This is a genomic window from Pseudomonas sp. TE6283 (assembly GCF_054060555.1).
Window position 1 is genome coordinate 242,835 of the sequence record NZ_JBSSDH010000006.1, and the last position, 18,019, is coordinate 260,853.

The window sequence follows — 18,019 nt, forward strand, 5'->3', positions numbered from 1 at the left end:
CCTGTCCTTGCTGCCAGGCGACAACTTGTTACAGCGCCAAACCGTGTTTTCACGCGGTTTTCGGCAATGCGACAAACAGTGTCGCAATCGCGCAGTGTAACGGGAGGATGGGGTGTCGGGGAGATGCCCGGCGAGAATTGGGTGAACGGGTGTTCACATAGATAAACCCCATCGCGGGTCAAGCCCGCTCCCACACACAGCGCAAGCCGTGGGAGCGAGCCTGCCCCGCGATAGCGTCTTCGCAGAAAGGAAGGTCTTCAGCCCCGCTCGGCCGGCGCCGAACTCAGCTCGAACGGGCTGCTGCTGCGCCGCTGGTTACGGTCTTCACGCGGCGTGGCGCCAAAGAAGTTGCGGTATGCACTGGAGAAATGCGGCCCCGAGGAGAACCCGCAGGACAGCCCGATCTGGATGATCGACTTGCTGGTCTGCATCAGCATCTGCCGTGCCTTGTTCAGACGCAGCTCCAGGTAATACTGACTGGGCACTCGATTGAGGTACTGCTTGAAAATCCGCTCCAGCTGGCGACGGGACACGCACACATGCTGGGCGATCTCGTCAGTGGTCAGCGGCTCCTCGATATTGGCCTCCATCAGCAGCACCGCCTGGGTGAGCTTGGGATGACTGGAGCCCAGGCGATTCTGCAGCGGAATGCGCTGGCGCTCGCCGCCTTCACGGATACGCTCGACCACCAGCTCTTCGGACACCGCGCCCGCCAGCTCCGCGCCATGATCGCGCGCCAGCACCGCCAGCAACAGGTCGGTCACTGCCATGCCACCGCAGGCCGTCAGGCGGTCACGGTCCCAGTCGAACAGATGACTGGTGGCGATCACCTTGGGGTAGCGCTCGGCGAAATCATCCTGCCAACGCCAGTGCACCGCGGCGCGGTAGCCATCGAGCAGGCCCAGCGCCGCCAGCGGGTACACGCCGGCGGACAGGCCACCGATCATGCAGCCGCTGCGCGCCAGTTGCTTGAGCGCGGCGGACAGCGACGATCCGATAGTCGCCGGCGGCTCATCGGCCAGCAGGAACAGTTTGTGGCAACCCTCGAGACGACCGTTCCATGCCTCGCCCGGCAAGCGCCAGGGGCCCTCCTGCCCGGCTTCGGCCTGCAGATAGGTCAACTCGTAGACCACGTCCGGATGCACCCGCTGGGCCACCTGCAGCACCTCTTCAGCCAACGCCAGGGTCAGCGGCTTGGTACTTGGCCAGATGAGAAATCCGATTCGCTGGGTGGTCATAGGGCGTGGTCCGAAACCTGGAAGGAAGGGTTCGCGCTTGTGGCGCCAGGGCATGCCGCGCGGATGGCGCAGCATGCCCCATTAGGGTGCAAATGTGCAGAGATTACTTCAAGCTGCCGGAAAGGAACTGCTTGAGGCGCTCGGACTGCGGATTGACCAGCACCTCGCGCGGGCAGCCGCGCTCCTCCACCAGCCCCTTGTGCAGGAACACCAGCTGGTTGGACACCTCGCGGGCAAAGCCCATCTCGTGGGTGACCACGACCATGGTGCGGCCCTCCTGGGCCAGCGACTGCATGACCTTGAGCACATCGCCTACCAGCTCCGGGTCGAGTGCCGAGGTCGGTTCGTCAAACAGCATCACCTCCGGCTCCATGGCCAGGGCGCGGGCGATGGCCACGCGCTGCTGCTCGCCACCGGACATGTGGCCAGGGAAGGCATCCTTGCGATGGGACACGCCGACCTTGGCCAGGTAGTGCTCGGCCTTCTCCAGCGCTTCCTTCTTGTTCACCCCCAGCACGTGCACCGGCGCTTCGATGACGTTCTCAAGCGCGGTCATGTGCGACCACAGGTTGAAATGCTGGAACACCATCGACAGACGCGAGCGCATGCGCTGCAGCTGTTTCGGGTCGGCAGCCTTGAGCGCGCCGTCCTTGCCGGCCACCAGCTTGAGCTCTTCGTTGTTGAGCAGGATCTTGCCCGCGTGCGGCTGCTCCAGCAGGTTGATGCAGCGCAGGAAGGTCGATTTGCCCGAACCGCTGGAGCCGATGATGCTGATCACGTCGCCTGCCTTGGCTTCGAGGGAGACGCCCTTGAGCACCTCATGGCTGCCGTAGCGCTTGTGCAGGTCTTGGATTTGGAGTTTGTACATGCTGTCGGATCTCACAGAGCGGTCAGTGCTTGCGCGGCGCCAGGTAGCCGAGCCAGCGGCGTTCGGCCATCTTGAACAGGCGCACGAGGATGAAGGTCAGGCACAGGTAGAACACGCCCGCCGTGATGTAGGCCTCGAAAGGCAGGTAGTACTGGGCGTTGACCGTGCGCGCGGCACCGGTGATGTCGATCAGGGTGACGATCGACGCCAGGCTGGTGGTCTGCAGCATCATGATCACTTCGTTGCTGTACTGCGGCAGTGCCCGGCGCAGCGCCGAAGGCAGGAGGATGCGGCGGTACATCTTCATGCGCGACATGCCGATGGCCTTGGCCGCCTCGATCTCGCCGTGAGGCGTGGCCTTGAGGCTGCCAGCGATGATCTCGGCGGTGTAGGCGCTGGTGTTGATGGCGAAAGCCAGGCAGGCGCAGAAGGTCGCGCTGGACAGCCACGACCACAGGAAGCTCTCGCGCACCGCCTCGAACTGGGCCAGGCCGTAGTAGATCAAAAACAGCTGCACCAGCATCGGCGTACCGCGGATCACGTAGGTGTACAGCCAGGCGCTCATGTTCACCAGCGGCTGCTTGGAGACGCGCATCAGGCCCAGCGGCACGGCCGCCAGCAGGCCGAACAGCAGCGACAGCGCCAGCAGCTTGAGGGTGGTCAGCAGGCCGCCCAGATAAAGCGGCATGGCCTCCCAGATGACGTTGTAGTCGAAGATCATAGTTCAGCCGCCTTGACGCCCACCGAGTAGCGCTTCTCGAGATACTTCAGCGCCAGCAGCGAGACACTGGTCAGCACCAGGTACAACGCCGCCACCGCGAGGAAGAAGGTGAAGGGTTCACGGGTGGCGTCCGCCGCCTGCTTGGCCTTGAACATCATGTCCTGCAGGCCGACCACCGAAATCAGCGCGGTCGCCTTCGTCAGCACCAGCCAGTTGTTGGTGAAGCCCGGGATCGCCAGGCGGATCATCTGCGGCACCATGATCCGGAAGAACACCTGGACACCGCTCATGCCATAGGCCGCGCCCGCCTCGGCCTGCCCCTTGGGAATACCCAGGAAAGCGCCGCGGAAGGTTTCCGAGAGGTAGGCACCAAAGATGAAGCCCAGGGTGCCGATGCCGGCAGCCAGCGGGTTCAGGTCGATGTAGTCGTCATAGCCGAGCAGCGGCGCCACCCGGTTGATGATGTCCTGGCCGCCGTAGAAGATCAGCAAGATCAGGACCAGGTCAGGGATGCCACGGATCACCGTGGAATACAGATCCCCCAGCCAGGCCAGCCAGCGCACCGGCGACAAGCGCAGCGCCACGCCGATCAGGCCGAGGACGATGGCCAGGGCCATCGACGACAGGGCGAGCTGCAGCGTCAGCCACGCCCCATCGAGGATGACTGCCCCATAGCCTTTCAACATGATTCGAATTCCTCAGGGCTTGGGAATGAAAAATGGTGCAAACCTCAGAGATTCTGCTGTTTGCACCATTGCACAGGTGAAACTCGAGGGCTTACTTCGAGTCTGGACCGTAGATATCGAAGTTGAAGTACTTCTTCTCGATTTCTTTGTATTTGCCATTGGCACGTATCGCGTCGATGGCCGCGTTGATGCGCTCGGCGTTGGCGGTGTCGCCCTTGCGCACGGCAATGCCGACACCGTCACCGAAGTACTTGGTGTCGGTGAAGGCCGGACCTACGAAAGCGAAGCCCTTGCCGGCGTCGGTTTTCAGGAAACCGTCTTCGAGCAGGGTGGCGTCGGCCACGGTACCGTCCAAGCGACCGGCGGCGACGTCCAGGTAGATTTCGTTCTGGGTGCCGTAAGGCACGACGGTGGCGCCTTGCGGGGCCAGGACTTCCTTGGCGAAGCGGTCGTGGATCGAGCCGCGCTGCACGCCGATCTTCTTGCCCTTGAGCTCGGCCAGGCTGTCGCTGACGGCAGTGCCTTCCTTCATGACCAGGCGCGCCGGGGTCAGGTAGTAGCGCTTGGTGAAGTCGACCGACTTCTTGCGATCGTCAGTGATCGACATGGACGACAGGATGGCGTCGATCTTGCGCACCTTCAGCGCCGGGATCAGGCCGTCGAACTCCTGCTCGACCCAGGTGCACTTGGCTTTCATCTGTTCGCACAGGGCGTTGCCGATGTCATAGTCGAAGCCGGCGAGGCTGCCATCGGGCTGCTTGAAGGCGAAGGGTGGGTAGGCGGCCTCGATACCGATCTTCAACGGCTTCTCATCGGCCTGCGATACCAGGGAAAACACGGAAAGCGCCAGGGCGCCAAGCAGTGCGAGCTTCTTCATCAGGTAACTCCATCGGTACGGGGCAATACAAGGCAGTTGTAACGGCTGCCCGATATGCGAATGGGTACAGCGCGAGCCGCGCAGGTTTCGACCAAGGTCGCAGACCACGAGCGAGTGAGTGGCATTCTAGCGACAGCCCGGTGGTCGATATTTCTTCAAAGCGACAACTAATTACAGAAGCGCCAGGAACCGCGGCGGGCGATATTGACAGCTCCTGCGAGATATGCAAGAGCAAAAGAGAAATAACCTATACCCAAAGCAATAAGCGGGCCCATTATTGGCAAAGCCTTGTATTCCGGCAAGCGCAGCGTGCGACCCTGCACCAAATGCTCGCCGGAATGCACTCAAATGGCACGCGATTGTTTCCACAAGCCCCGCATTTGGGCGAAATAGGTGACAGCCAGGGTTACCGATGGATGTAGGAGTAACAGTCGGTATCAGTAAAGCAAAAACCCCGCCGGGCATGGGCGGGGTTTTTACTGATGACCGTATCGCAGGACAGGTCCGCCCCACGATTGGGACGCTTCAACTCAAGCGGTGGCCAGGCTCATCGCCTTGTGGGTGTCGATCAGGTGCTGCACCACCCCTGGGTCGGCCAGGGTGGAGATATCACCCAGCGCGTCGTACTCGCCGGTAGCAATCTTGCGCAGGATGCGGCGCATGATCTTGCCCGAGCGGGTCTTCGGCAGCCCCGGCGCCCACTGGATCACATCCGGCGAGGCGATCGGGCCGATCTCCTTGCGCACCCAGTTCTTCAGCTCCTGGCGCAGTTGCTCGCTCGACTCCTCGCCGGCGTTGAGGGTGACATAGACGTAGATACCCTGCCCCTTGATGTCGTGCGGCACGCCCACCACGGCCGCCTCGGCGACCTTCGGATGCGCCACCATCGCGCTCTCGATCTCAGCGGTACCCATGCGATGCCCGGAGACGTTGAGCACATCATCGACACGGCCGGTGATCCAGTAGTAGCCGTCTTCGTCGCGGCGGGCACCGTCACCGGTGAAGTACATGCCGCGGAAGGTCTTGAAGTAGGTGTCGACGAAACGGTCGTGGTCGCCGTACAGCGAACGCGACTGACCCGGCCAGGAGTCGAGGATCACCAGGTTGCCCTCGGCGGCGCCTTCGATCAGGTTGCCCAGGTTATCCACCAGCGCTGGCACCACGCCGAAGAACGGACGGGTCGCCGAGCCCGGCTTCAGCGCGGTGGCGCCCGGCAGCGGGCTGATCAGCACACCTCCGGTCTCGGTCTGCCACCAGGTATCGACAATCGGGCAACGTTCCTTGCCGACGGTCTTGTAGTACCAGTTCCAGGCCTCGGGGTTGATCGGCTCACCCACCGAGCCCAGCAGGCGCAGACTGGAGCCATCAGCACCGGCCACCGCCGCCTCGCCCTCGGCCATCATGGCGCGAATGGCGGTCGGCGCGGTGTAGAGGATATTGACCTTGTGCTTGTCGACGATCTTCGACACCCGGTTGATGTCCGGGTAGTTCGGCACGCCCTCGAACAGCAGTGTGGTGGCGCCGTTGGCCAGCGGGCCGTAGACGATGTAGCTGTGGCCGGTGACCCAGCCCACGTCGGCAGTGCACCAGTAGACCTCGCCCGGACGGTAGTCGAACACGCGCTCATGGGTCAGCGCGGCATACACCAGGTAACCGCCAGTGGTGTGCAGCACGCCCTTGGGCTTGCCGGTGGAGCCGGAGGTATAGAGGATGAACAGCGCCTCCTCGGCGCCCATCTCTTTCGGCGCGCAGTGGCTGGAGGCAACCTTCATCAGGTCTTCGTACCAGATGTCGCGGTGCTGGTGCCAGGCGATGTCGCCACCGGTGCGCTTGCACACGATGATCTTCTGCACGCTGTTGGTTTCAGGGTTGGTCAGGGCCAGGTCGACATTGGCCTTGAGCGGGGTGCGACGGCCACCGCGCAGGCCTTCGTCGGCGGTGATCACCACTTTCGACTTGCAGTCGATGATGCGCCCGGCCAACGCCTCCGGCGAGAAGCCGCCGAACACCACCGAGTGGATCGCACCGATGCGGGCACAGGCCAGCATGGCGACCACGGCCTCGGGGATCATCGGCATGTAGATGGTCACCACGTCGCCACGGTGCACGTCCTGGCCACGCAGGGCGTTGGCGAACTTGCAGACCTGCTCGTGGAGCTCGCGGTAGGTGATGTTACGGTGTTCGGAAGGGTCGTCGCCTTCCCAGATGATCGCCAGCTGGTCGCCGCGCTCGGCGAGATGGCGGTCCAGGCAATTGTAGGAAACGTTCAGAGTGCCGTCGGCGAACCACTTGATGTCGACATGGTGGTCGTCGAACGAGGTCTGCTTGACCTTGGTGAAAGGCTTGATCCAGTCCAGACGCTGGGCCTGCTCGCGCCAGAAGCCGTCCGGGTTGATCACCGATTGCTGGTACATGGCCTTGTAGGTGGCCTCGTCGGTCAGGGTACTGGCCGCAACCTCGGGACGAACGGGATACAGTGGAGCCGCACTCATCTGTGTTACCTCGGTGTAATAGTTGTTTTTGTATGGAACCGTTTGTAACTGTACCAGAGCGGCCAAGACCATTCGACGTTGGTAGTAACACGACGGGCCGTCGACCTACCGATCGGGCGCGACCGCTCTAGTACATGGCATGCAGCCATTGTCGAGAGGAAAAGACAGGGTTTCGACGGGGATTGTTACAGATTCTGTCAAAAGACTTTATCAAAACCCCCTCTGTTTCAGCCGTGGGCGCCTCCCTAAAATTCATCTCGCCAGCAACGGCAACGCGATTAACTTGGAAACAGCCCCCACGAAGGCAGCGTTAATCCGTACTTCATCCCGATAGTTGAAACTTGCTGTACTCGCGGCGCCATAAGCGCCGCGTGCCCCCTCACGACCTTAGACAGGTAACTTGAACATGAAAGCTTTACTGGTATTGGTACTTGGCGGTTTTTGCGGCGCGGCATTGGCCGGCGAAGCAAAAGATGTCGAGCAGATTCCGGTTGAACAGTACAGTTATTCGCAGCACCTGGACATCGCCCGCGTCATCTCCATGAGCGAAGTGCCGAACGTCTGCGAAGTGGTGCCGGCCCGCATGACCTACGAGGACTCCCAGGGCCAGAAGCACATTCTCGAATACCGCGTGATGGGGAATGGTTGTTCCAACGGCTGAGGTCAAGCCTCGCTCCCTGCAGGAGCGGCCTCGTGTCGCGAAAGGGCCGCACAGCGGCCCCGACGATCTTGGCATGCTGCTAAAACCCAGGGCCGCTACACGGCCCTTTCGCGACACAAGGCCGCTCCTACAGGGATAAGTGTAACTTTCAAGGCAATTAGCCACGCTCACTCCGCCGACTTGCTCAACGAATAATCCCGCAACTTGTTGGCAATGGTCGTATGGGAAACACCCAATCTTTTCCCCAGCGCCCGACTACTTGGAAATTCACTCATCAAACTTTCCAATACCGCCTTTTCAAACCGCCCGACAATTTGCGAAAGATCGCCATCCAGGGAAAACTCGCCCAATGGCTGGCGTGCACCATAATCCGGCAAACGGATATGTTCGCTCTTCACCACCCCGCCCTCGCACAACGACACCGCCTGGAACAGCACGTTCTCCAGCTGGCGCACGTTGCCCGGCCAATGATATTGAGCAAGCTTGTCCATCGCCGCCGGCGCCAGGCGCGGCATCGGGCAGCCGATCTGCCGGCTGGCCTGGTCGAGGAAGTGCTGCACCAACCCCTCCAGGCCATCCATGCATTCGCGCAGCGGTGGAATATGCAGCGACAGCACGTTGAGGCGATGGTAGAGGTCCTGGCGGAACTCGCCCCGGGCGCACAGCTCGGACAGGTCGACCTGGGTCGCGCAGATCACCCGCACATCCAGGTACACCTCTTCGTCACTGCCGACCCGGCGGAAACAGCCATCCTGCAGAAAGCGCAGCAGCTTGACCTGCAAGCGCGGGCTCATCTCCCCCACGCCATCGAGGAACAGCGTGCCACCGGCGGTAAGCTCCAGCAGCCCCAGCTTGCCTTCGGCACGCGCACCTTCGAACGCCCCCGGGCCGTAGCCGAACAGCTCGGTTTCGGCCATCGACTCCGGCAGGCCGGCGCAGTTGAGCGCCATCAGCGGCGCCTGGCCACGGGGGCTGGCCAAGTGGCAGGCGCGCGCCAGCAATTCCTTGCCGGTACCGGTCTCGCCCTCGATCAGCAGCGGCGCATCCAGGGGCGCCATGCGCCGCGCCTCGCGCACCACCGCAGCCATCACCCGCGAGCTCTGGAAGATGCTGTCGAAGCCTCGCAGCTCCTGCTTGCGCACGTTGTAGATACGCTCGCCGATGCGATCAGCGCGATGCAGGGTGATCACCGCACCCGCCAGGGCCTCGCTGTCATCATGCTCCGACTGCAATGGCGCGATATCAGCGAGGAACACATCGCCCTTGACCTTGATGCGCAGGCCGTTGATGCGCGACTTGTTGGCGCGGATCAGCTCCGGCAGGTCGAAGTCCTCGACGTAGCGCGACAACGGAATGCCCGGCACCTCGTCCACCCGCACCCCGAGCAACTGCGCCGCGCCGCGGTTGGCGGCGACGATGCTGCCGCCCATGTCGATCGACAGCACCGGGAAATCCAGCGCGCCCAGCAAAGCGTTCAGTTCCATGTGTCGGCGCTCGCTGGGCATCAGGCCGACGCGCTTGACCCCGAACACCCCGGCGATCGACTCGAACTTCGGCCGCAGCGCCTGGAACTGCAGGTTGATCAGGTTCGGGCAGTGCAGGTAGATGGCGTTGCCATGATCGCCGCCCACCTCGCCGCGCAGCACGTTGATACCGTACTCCACCAGCAGGTTGAGGATGTCCCGCAGGATGCCGATGCGGTTCTGGCAGTGCACTTTGATACGCATGAAAGCTCTCGAAGCGGCCAAGGTTTTTACTTGGCACGCGGAAAATTCGTAAAGATAAGCTGACAGAATCACCCTTCCGCACAGCTCGATGCCCGTGATTTTCCGGCACAAGGGCATTTTTGTAAAATTATCGTTACGAATTCAGGACCAGCGGATAACCACAGGTGGCATCAACCCCGGTGCAAAGCCGCGTTTGTAGGGATATTCCTAAGGTATGTCCTGTACATAACAAGAACGCCCTCACCAGGAGAGCCACATGAAACAGACGCAATACGTGGCACGCGAGCCCGATGCGCATGGTTTTATCGACTACCCGCAGCAAGAGCATGCGGTGTGGAACACCCTGATCACTCGCCAACTGAAAGTGATCGAAGGCCGGGCATGCCAGGAATACCTGGACGGCATCGAGCAGCTCAAGCTGCCCCATGACCGCATCCCCCAGCTCGGCGAAATCAACAAGGTGCTGGGCGCCACCACCGGCTGGCAAGTCGCCCGCGTGCCGGCGCTGATCCCCTTCCAGACCTTCTTCGAGCTGCTGGCCAGCAAGCGCTTCCCGGTCGCCACCTTCATCCGTACCCCCGAAGAGCTGGACTACCTGCAGGAGCCCGACATCTTCCACGAGATCTTCGGCCACTGCCCGCTGCTGACCAACCCGTTCTTCGCCGAATTCACCCACACCTACGGCAAGCTTGGCCTGGCGGCGACCAAGGAACAGCGTGTGTACCTGGCGCGCCTGTACTGGATGACCATCGAGTTCGGCCTGATGGAAACCGCGCAGGGTCGCAAGATCTACGGCGGCGGCATCCTCTCCTCGCCGAAGGAGACCGTCTACAGCCTGTCCGGCGAGCCGGAGCACCAGGCCTTCGACCCGATCGAGGCCATGCGCACGCCGTATCGCATCGATATCCTGCAGCCCCTGTACTTCGTCCTGCCGAACATGAAGCGCCTGTTCGACCTGGCCCACGAAGACATCATGGCCATGGTCCACCAGGCCATGCAGCTGGGTCTGCACGCACCGAAGTTTCCACCCAAGGTCGCCGCCTGAGCGCCCCTGTCGATAACAACTCAAACCGGAAAACACCCATGAATGCCTTGAACCAAGCCCACTGCGAAGCCTGCCGCGCCGATGCGCCGAAAGTCACCGACGAGGAACTGGCGGTACTGATCCGCGAGATCCCGGACTGGAACATCGAAGTCCGCGACGGCCACATGGAGCTCGAGCGCGTGTTCCTGTTCAAGAACTTCAAGCACGCCCTGGCCTTCACCAATGCCATTGGCGAAATCGCCGAAGCCGAAGGCCATCACCCAGGCCTGCTGACCGAGTGGGGCAAGGTCACCGTGACCTGGTGGAGCCACTCGATCAAGGGCCTGCACCGCAACGACTTCATCATGTGCGCGCGCACCGACGAAGTCGCCAAGACCGCCGAAGGGCGCAAGTGATGCACTTCGCAGCCATCGGTCGGGTCCCTGGCGACCCGATCCTCGGGCTGATGGAGGCCTACGCCCACGACGCCAACCCGGCCAAGTTCGACCTGGGTGTCGGCGTGTTCAAGGACGCCCAGGGTCTGACACCTATCCCCGCGGCGGTCAAACAGGCCGAGCAGCGCCTGGTCGAACGCCAGGCCACCAAGAGCTACATCGGCGGCCATGGCGACGCGGCGTTCGGCCGCCTGGTCAGCGAACTGGTGCTGGGTAGCGACTCGCCGCTGCTGGCCAGCCAGCGCGCCGGCGCCACCCAGACCCCGGGCGGTACCGGCGCCCTGCGCCTGGCCGCGGAGTTCATCGCCCATTGCCTGCCGGGGCGTGGCATCTGGCTGAGCGACCCGACCTGGCCGATCCACGAGACGATCTTCGCCGGCGCCGGGCTCACGGTGTCCCACTACCCCTACGTGGGCAAGGACAACCGCCTGAACGTCGACGGCATGCTCGCCGCGCTGGAACAGGCAGCGCAAGGCGATGTGGTGCTGCTGCACGCCTGCTGCCACAACCCGACCGGCTTCGACCTGGGCCAGGACGACTGGCGCGCGGTGCTCGACATCGTCAAGCGCCGCAACCTGCTGCCGTTGATCGACTTCGCCTACCAAGGCTTCGGTGACGGCCTGGAAGAAGACGCGTGGGCGGTGCGCCTGTTTGCCGCCGAACTGCCGGAACTGCTGGTCACCAGCTCCTGCTCGAAGAACTTCGGCCTGTACCGCGATCGCACCGGCGCACTGCTGGTGTGCAGCCACGATGCCGAGAAACTGCTGGATGTGCGCAGCCAATTGGCGTTCATTGCGCGCAACCTGTGGTCGACGCCACCGGACCATGGCGCCGCGGTGGTCGCCGAGATCCTCGGTGATCCGGCACTCAAGGCGCTGTGGGTCGAGGAAGTGAACGCCATGCGCCAGCGCATCGCCGAGCTTCGCCAAGGCCTGGTGCAGGCGCTGGCGCCCCATGGCCTGGCCGAGCGTTTCGCGCATATCGCCGCGCAACGCGGGATGTTCTCCTACACCGGGCTGAATCCCGAGCAAGTGCGCCTGCTGCGTGAGCGGCACAGTGTGTACATGGTCGGTACCGGCCGGGCGAACATCGCCGGGGCCGATGCACGACGCCTGGAGCAATTGGCGGCGGCCATCGCCGACGTCTGTCGCTGATATCTGGCCGATGTGGCGTGGGGGGCAAATCTGCCCCCCACGCGCCCTCCTGACACACTCCTTGACCGATAGCCGCCCGCTAAAACCGACCAGCGCCCGGCAAAAATCTCAAACTGTCACCCAGACTGCTGTATCCTGCCCCAGCTTTTCGAAGCCACACATGCGCCCTGGCGCCGCCTTTTCACTCACACTTGCGAGGAACGACGAGATGCATGAAATCCCGAATCTTCCCTTCCCAAGCCTGAACCCCGAAGAGCAATCCGTTGCCGCCCACGCCGAACCGACGCCCGCCGTCGACCAGGACGGCGACGATCAATCCAGCGCCGACCAGGAATAACCCGCGCACCGTTCGACAGTGTGAAAACGACTGACCTGCGGGACATCCCTGCCAACGACGTTTTCACACCGTCAGGAGCCTTCCTGATGCGATACCCCCATACCGCCCACCCCCCTTTTGAATCAACAGACTGACACCTCCCATAAACAGGAGGCCGCATGTCATTTGTTTCCACTTTCAAGCCCGTTACCATACTCCACGAGCACTGCACCGATCAGCGCCTCGTCCTGCCCCCCAGCTCCCCTGTATCCCAAAACCAGATACTCCACGAGTACTGCACCGATCAGCGCCTTGTCCTGCCCCCCAGCCCCCCTGTATCCCAAAACCAGATACCGACCATCGGCAGCACATCAGCTGATGGCCACGGCGCCATCAGCGCGCAGCTCACCCCATCACAATTACTGGAAAAAATCCTCGCGTACGTGTCGACCAGGCCCTCGACGGACGAAGACCTGGACAACAGTATCCAGTCACCGGTCCCCGCACTTGTCGCCAACGACCTGGACATCCCCCTGAGCGTCCCACGTGATGCATGCGACGCTATCAGGGCAGTTCACCTCACCCTCAACTATCTGCTGGACGGCAACACGCGATTCCCTGAAGAGCCACGCTTCATCTTTAGGAACCTGATGGATCTATACGGCGACGCGAGGACCTATGCGTTGGTTGCCGCAGTCCTGGACGTCGCGCCGGATACCCTGACACCCCGCCAGATCCACCAGTTTTTTGCGCGCATCGCCTGGGTCAATGAAGCCTCGATCAAAACGCCGACCGCGAAAAAGCAGCTCGATGAATTGCTGTTTGGCGAAAAGGCATTGAGTGCAGAAACCGCTCGACTTGGCAAAGATGAGTTTTCCGAACTGGGCGAACTGCTGACCGGTGTGCCTGCCGCCTTGCAGACATGGATGTTGCAGTTCAAACGCGGCGAACGCCGAGACATCGCCAGCGATTGGCTTGCGCAGTGCCCGGCTGAAAATCTGCTGAAAGACCTGACAGCATATGAATTGAATCCAGCCCAGACGGCCTTGACGGCCTTGACCCTCACGCTCCAGGAAGTACTCCCCACCCGAACCGAGTATGAAGACAACGCACTGATAATTTCGCGAAACCTACAGCTGACCCAGCCGATGATGAAGCTTCGTGTCAGGGTGCTTCCTGGTGCATCGCAGGTGCCACCCTTGGCGAATGAAGATGGTTATCGCGATGACAGCCCATCGGTCGAATGGAGCAATGCCCAGACTCAGGACCTGGGAACCCGACTGCTCCGGAAAGTGGTACTGCATGCACTGGATGCAAGTACTGAGGCCTGGGTGCCTCTGACCCTCGACAATGTCCAACGCGCTCAGGGTATGCAGGCCTTTTCCTTTGCGCACACACTGAAGCAGGTGCACCCGGCCTTGAGTACGCCAGATTGCCTGCGCATAGCCTCGTTGCTATTGCCATCAACGCCTGAAATGGCTGCCCCATCCCCGCTAGACCCCTTGCCTGACAGTCGAGCCCTGATTGAAACGCTCCCCGCCTTCAGCGACTGGTGCACACACACCCTCATTGATGATGTGTTCACGAACGCAGGCTGCGAACTGCTCAGCGAACTCAAGCAGGGCGAACGCCACTTGCTGTTGCCGGCCTCGAAAACCTGGCAGTTGATGATGGGGTCATCACAGTTCGCAGACGTTTTCCGGCCTCTTCTCGCCCAGGCTGGCTGGTATGGCGCCTCCCAGGCTGAATCCGCGTCACCACGTGCGACACAGGCACTGGCGAGCAGAGCAATCGTCGATCACTTCCTTGGGCCTCGTACACCAGCAGACCAATCACTGGCCGAGAACTTCCACGATCACTGGGTGACTGAGCACAGCCATGTAGAACTGCGCGTGAAAGTAAGCGACAACATTCGAGCTCGAAATCCCGGTATATCCCCAGCAGCGCTGAGCCTGCTCGAATACTTGCTGCTCAGGGAGCTCGCACCCGAACTACTGATCACCGACACACCCGACTGGCTCTACTATGGCCGCTCACTGCAAAGCCTCGCCCTGATGCACGGCGCCAGATTGCTTGAAGCCATCTTGCCAGGCGCCTGCAGCAGGGCAACCTATGACAAAGTCATCACCCTGGCGAGTGATTTGAGCAGCGTCAACGATGAACAGTTACAGCGTCAATGGAGCAGCACCCTGATCTTGCCAGCCTTGCGCTATGCCAAAGCCCATGGCGCCTTGCCCGACTTCACGGGCAACGACATCAGGCAAGCCACCCAGCAGCAGATGAACAGTGCCGTGCAATTTGTCACTAGCGAGCAGCAGGCATTTGCGCAGGATGCGCAACAAATAGCCATGACGCCTCCGGACCGAAAGACCTTGGCGGAGCAGCAATTGGCTGAAGCAGGCGTCGACAAGCAATACTGGGACAAGGCTATTAACGCCCCATGGATCTGGAACCACCTGAGCGACCTTGGCCTTGCCAAATCGAGCAGCTACAACTGGCATCAGACCACCGCCACACCTGGATTCACAAGTGACGTTGACGAGCCAAGCCAGAAACCTGTCATTGAAAACCTCACGCAACTGATCATGACAGGGGATATTTATCGCGAAGGCAAAAGCACGGTGCCTCAGCTGTATGACCGAGCCTTCGAAACCTTCAAGAATGTGTGGCAGGCTGCCCACGCACGGCTGATCAGGCGCTTGTTCCTGGAAATGCCGCAAGCCTTGCGCAATAGGCTCTACACGTCCACCTGCGAAGTGAACCTGGTCACTTTTGAAGAAACGCCGAATAGCAAGGAACAGGCAGGAACTCAAGGCCTATTCATTCGTTGCCAACCTGGCGACCACCGAGCCGACTTCGACACTCACGAAGCCAGCACCGAGTATTTCTTTGAGCTCACTCCCGGCGCCGGTGCACTTCGCCCTTGCAGCCAACAGTTCAATTACAAGGTTGTGCCGGACACCGGTTTTAGCGGCAATATTGTCGAGACGGTGGCCAAGCACTGGGAGAACAACGAGCGCAAGCGCCAGGCCCGCGTGACCCCGCTGCAACCATTGGACAGTGACGCCTACCTCAATGGCACGCCTTCACGTTTCGCCGATCAGCTCCAGACACCACGCAGGGGCAAACTGATTGCAGCAACGGAACGCATTTACGCCCAGCAGGCCAGTGAAGGCGATTTTTTCCAAACATTGGCCACTACCGCGACAGCTCACCTCTACGCTTCCACGCTCGCCCAATTCAAGGCACGCCACACCCACACCACGCCTTGGGAAGAGCTAGTCGACCTGGAAAAACAAGTTGCAGACTTCCTTGCCCGTACGCTCCTGCCGTTCTATGGCTGCATTGCCGACCTGGTCAAGGGCGATCACTCCGCCGGCGTCATCACTGGCTGCGTGCTGGATGCTGTCGGTGTCCTGATACCAGCAGGCAAGTTCATTGCCTCGAGCCTGGCACTGATTCGCGATGCCGCCAACCTCACCCTGCGCGCGACCTGCGAAATCATGAGCAGCGCCATCGGTGACCTGCTGCTCCACTTGGCAGAACAAAGCCCGGTACTCATTTACCGCGACATTGGCCGCGGTATCCGCTGGCTCTTCGTCAAATCCTGGGAAAAACTGGCACAACCTGCACTGCGCTGGCTGCACGACCTGCGCGGCGCCCAGCAGCTGCTGCACACGACCGAACAAGGCACCTACGCCATTACCCGGGAGGCCTTGAGCGACTTGGGGCATGTCGCTCTGCCAGGCGAACTGGAACAGGTGGGTTCCAGCGAAAACACACTGGTGCGCAACCTTGGCACGCCAGAAACGCCAAACTTCAAGTTACTCGATCCACACGACAACCTGCCCTTCGGGCCAAGACTGATCGGCGAAGACGCGTCACTGGCGCACTCTCTGGTCCCATTGAAAGCACCTGGGAGCATCAGCCCCAATCATTACCCCACGCGCATCATCACCGTAGCGACGGCTGACGACAGACTGAGCATGTCAATCGATGCGGCCTGCGAGGTACGCGTGCGCTACAGGGGTGAGGGTCACTACGATATCCATATCGATGATCACGGCTACCACCTGGATACCACCTCAGCCGAACCCTGCCTCACCGAATTACCCAAGGCCCCCGTCAGTGAACTGACCGATGTGGAGGCCGAGCAAATCCTCTGCCGCCTCAGGCGCGATGTAATTGAGGTTTCCTGCACCCCCCATACCAAATTAGTTTCCCTACCGGCCGAACGCCTTCGCGCCCCAGATGCCGACCCACTGACTCGCGGACAGGAAATCAGCCAGGCATTCGAGACCAAGGAGTTCCATCTTGAACGGCGCACCATCCCGGCGAGTGAACAGTCCCCGGAGCAAACGCACGACCTGCTGGTCCATGAAGGCAAGTTCTGCAAATGGGACCATGCGCCTATAAAAAGAACCAACCCCGTAAGGTTTACTCCAGACAAACAGATCGTGGCCTTGAGCGCCGAGCAACGCGATGCCCTTGGCTTACCCGAAGCACCTCGCTATCGCGCCGAAATCAAAGGGCGCATGTCCAGGGAGCGTAATTTCGGCTTCTCCGATCAAATCAGTGGCACGCAAGCCAAGACCATCAATCCCCAAGTGCCAGTCGTCGAGCTGGACCAGATCTGCGATCAAGTTTTCGATAGGCGACGCCTGCGCGGGATCAGCATGGAGTGGGAGACAGAAACGTACATCTACGTTGAAGTCGACAATGGACGATTTTATAAAACCCGCCAAGGCCCCGGTGAACTGTCATTCACTCCCGTTAGCGATCCGGCGGAAATCGACGAGTACCTGCGTCTATCCAACCAGTACCGGTTCGTTTCCGAGCGCCCCTACAGCGCTATTGACCGGGACAATATTGCCAAGCTGCTCTATGGCACCCTTGTGGAGAAGAACGAACCAGGGCTTCAAACCTGGATTGCCTCCGCGCCGCGCAATCGTGAATACCAGGCATACGCCCAGTGGTGTATCGACAACAACGTACGTAACGACATGCTGCACTTTGCCGAGAACATTCTGTCAGGGGAGCGTTCACAGAGCGCCTTGGTCGAAGAGACACGAGGACTGATTCCCGACTGGAGGAAAATCACCCAACGCAATATCGCTGAAAAAAGCGCGACTGCCGAAACCCTGAATGAACTATTACCGATCCAAGGCAAAGAGGCCAGCTGGGTTCCCGTCACAGCCAAAAACATTGGCGATGACGCAGTTTCGAAAATGATCTCGAAACAGGTCAATACCAGCAACCTGGCATTTTTCTCGATTCAGACCAAGGAAGGGAAAAAGTTCGTCTATTACGCCCTGGCAGGCGGCAAACGCGCGGAGAAGCTGAACCTCAAGATCCATGTGCAGGGGGAACACAGTCGCACAATCAAAGGCATCACCTATACGGATGCGCGAGCGCTGATGAAAGATCGCGCGCCAGACCCGAGCATTACCAGCCTCCCGAATGTGAGGCATGCAGACAGACTGGCCATTGCCGGGCATTCCCGTCACCTGGACGCCGAGCGCTTGATCGCAAGCATCGTCAAGGAACAGCACCCGGCAAACAGCATCGACTCCATCCACGTCTTTACCCGAATGGATACCTGTCGATCCTGCGGCGGAGTGGTATTGCCTCAATTGGCGCTCGCGTATAACGATGCGGATTTCTGGGTGACTTATCTGGATGACTATCAATAAGCAAAGCACTGTGCGGCACCCTCACCGCAGCGAGCACAGCGCCCTCCCCTGAGCCCGCCCAGCAAGGTCTCCCACCGGGCCGCAATGCGACCGGGTGGGAGCTGTCC

Annotated in this window: 13 protein-coding genes; 6 read left to right on the forward strand and 7 right to left on the reverse strand. The window is 61.0% G+C overall.

The window, feature by feature from the left end; translation table 11 throughout:
* Positions 1-257: 257 nt before the first annotated feature.
* The 6 genes from argR to acs form a co-directional block, all read right to left on the reverse strand.
* Positions 258-1,238: a transcriptional regulator ArgR gene (gene argR, locus ACVWZ5_RS11480; RefSeq protein WP_062575759.1), complete on the reverse strand. Its 981-nt coding sequence runs from the start codon at positions 1,236-1,238 to the stop codon at positions 258-260.
* Between the two features lie 103 nt (positions 1,239-1,341).
* Positions 1,342-2,106, reverse strand: a complete 765-nt coding sequence (locus tag ACVWZ5_RS11485) for an ABC transporter ATP-binding protein (protein WP_023630946.1) — start codon at positions 2,104-2,106, stop codon at positions 1,342-1,344.
* A gap of 22 nt (positions 2,107-2,128) precedes the next feature.
* Positions 2,129-2,827, reverse strand: a complete 699-nt coding sequence (locus tag ACVWZ5_RS11490; RefSeq protein WP_062574776.1) for an ABC transporter permease — start codon at positions 2,825-2,827, stop codon at positions 2,129-2,131.
* Positions 2,824-3,513 carry an ABC transporter permease gene (locus tag ACVWZ5_RS11495; protein ID WP_062574777.1) on the reverse strand — a complete coding sequence of 230 codons (690 nt, stop codon included), beginning with the start codon at positions 3,511-3,513 and terminating at the stop codon, positions 2,824-2,826. Before ACVWZ5_RS11495 ends, ACVWZ5_RS11490 begins: the two co-directional genes overlap by 4 nt.
* A gap of 91 nt (positions 3,514-3,604) precedes the next feature.
* Positions 3,605-4,390: an ABC transporter substrate-binding protein gene (locus ACVWZ5_RS11500; protein WP_050706738.1), complete on the reverse strand. Its 786-nt coding sequence runs from the start codon at positions 4,388-4,390 to the stop codon at positions 3,605-3,607.
* A 530-nt stretch (positions 4,391-4,920) separates the two neighbouring features.
* Positions 4,921-6,882, reverse strand: a complete 1,962-nt coding sequence (gene acs / locus ACVWZ5_RS11505; protein WP_457340616.1) for an acetate--CoA ligase — start codon at positions 6,880-6,882, stop codon at positions 4,921-4,923.
* Positions 6,883-7,288: 406 nt separating this feature from the next.
* On the opposite strand from acs, the gene ACVWZ5_RS11510 reads away from it, so the two are divergent.
* Complete coding sequence (locus ACVWZ5_RS11510) at positions 7,289-7,543, forward strand: DUF2790 domain-containing protein (RefSeq protein WP_023630669.1); 255 nt, start codon at positions 7,289-7,291, stop codon at positions 7,541-7,543.
* A gap of 167 nt (positions 7,544-7,710) precedes the next feature.
* Here ACVWZ5_RS11510 and ACVWZ5_RS11515 read toward each other — a convergent pair whose 3' ends face one another.
* Positions 7,711-9,270, reverse strand: coding sequence for a sigma-54-dependent transcriptional regulator (locus tag ACVWZ5_RS11515; protein WP_062574778.1), 1,560 nt, complete (start codon positions 9,268-9,270; stop codon positions 7,711-7,713).
* A 256-nt stretch (positions 9,271-9,526) separates the two neighbouring features.
* On the opposite strand from ACVWZ5_RS11515, the gene phhA reads away from it, so the two are divergent.
* The 5 genes from phhA (at position 9,527) to ACVWZ5_RS11540 (ending at position 17,912) form a co-directional block, all read left to right on the forward strand.
* Entirely contained in the window at positions 9,527-10,315 is a 789-nt protein-coding gene (phhA, locus tag ACVWZ5_RS11520; protein ID WP_062360651.1) for a phenylalanine 4-monooxygenase, read from the forward strand.
* 38 nt (positions 10,316-10,353) lie between these two features.
* The gene (locus tag ACVWZ5_RS11525; protein ID WP_062574779.1) at positions 10,354-10,710 is read left to right on the forward strand and encodes a 4a-hydroxytetrahydrobiopterin dehydratase; all 357 of its coding nucleotides are present in this window, start codon (positions 10,354-10,356) and stop codon (positions 10,708-10,710) included.
* Entirely contained in the window at positions 10,707-11,903 is a 1,197-nt protein-coding gene (locus tag ACVWZ5_RS11530) for an amino acid aminotransferase (protein WP_172402437.1), read from the forward strand. Before ACVWZ5_RS11525 ends, ACVWZ5_RS11530 begins: the two co-directional genes overlap by 4 nt.
* 208 nt (positions 11,904-12,111) lie before the next feature.
* The gene (locus ACVWZ5_RS11535; RefSeq protein WP_256582346.1) at positions 12,112-12,240 is read left to right on the forward strand and encodes a hypothetical protein; all 129 of its coding nucleotides are present in this window, start codon (positions 12,112-12,114) and stop codon (positions 12,238-12,240) included.
* 158 nt (positions 12,241-12,398) lie between these two features.
* Positions 12,399-17,912 carry a deaminase domain-containing protein gene (locus ACVWZ5_RS11540; RefSeq protein WP_457340617.1) on the forward strand — a complete coding sequence of 1,838 codons (5,514 nt, stop codon included), beginning with the start codon at positions 12,399-12,401 and terminating at the stop codon, positions 17,910-17,912.
* Positions 17,913-18,019 lie beyond the last annotated feature (107 nt).

Coding starts and splice junctions, on each gene's coding strand:
- argR (WP_062575759.1), bottom strand. CDS start 1,238: ATGACCACCCAGCGAATCGGATTTCTCATCTGGCCAAGTACCAAGCCG.
- ACVWZ5_RS11485 (WP_023630946.1), bottom strand. CDS start 2,106: ATGTACAAACTCCAAATCCAAGACCTGCACAAGCGCTACGGCAGCCAT.
- ACVWZ5_RS11490 (WP_062574776.1), bottom strand. CDS start 2,827: ATGATCTTCGACTACAACGTCATCTGGGAGGCCATGCCGCTTTATCTG.
- ACVWZ5_RS11495 (WP_062574777.1), bottom strand. CDS start 3,513: ATGTTGAAAGGCTATGGGGCAGTCATCCTCGATGGGGCGTGGCTGACG.
- ACVWZ5_RS11500 (WP_050706738.1), bottom strand. CDS start 4,390: ATGAAGAAGCTCGCACTGCTTGGCGCCCTGGCGCTTTCCGTGTTTTCC.
- acs (WP_457340616.1), bottom strand. CDS start 6,882: ATGAGTGCGGCTCCACTGTATCCCGTTCGTCCCGAGGTTGCGGCCAGT.
- ACVWZ5_RS11510 (WP_023630669.1), top strand. CDS start 7,289: ATGAAAGCTTTACTGGTATTGGTACTTGGCGGTTTTTGCGGCGCGGCA.
- ACVWZ5_RS11515 (WP_062574778.1), bottom strand. CDS start 9,270: ATGCGTATCAAAGTGCACTGCCAGAACCGCATCGGCATCCTGCGGGAC.
- phhA (WP_062360651.1), top strand. CDS start 9,527: ATGAAACAGACGCAATACGTGGCACGCGAGCCCGATGCGCATGGTTTT.
- ACVWZ5_RS11525 (WP_062574779.1), top strand. CDS start 10,354: ATGAATGCCTTGAACCAAGCCCACTGCGAAGCCTGCCGCGCCGATGCG.
- ACVWZ5_RS11535 (WP_256582346.1), top strand. CDS start 12,112: ATGCATGAAATCCCGAATCTTCCCTTCCCAAGCCTGAACCCCGAAGAG.
- ACVWZ5_RS11540 (WP_457340617.1), top strand. CDS start 12,399: ATGTCATTTGTTTCCACTTTCAAGCCCGTTACCATACTCCACGAGCAC.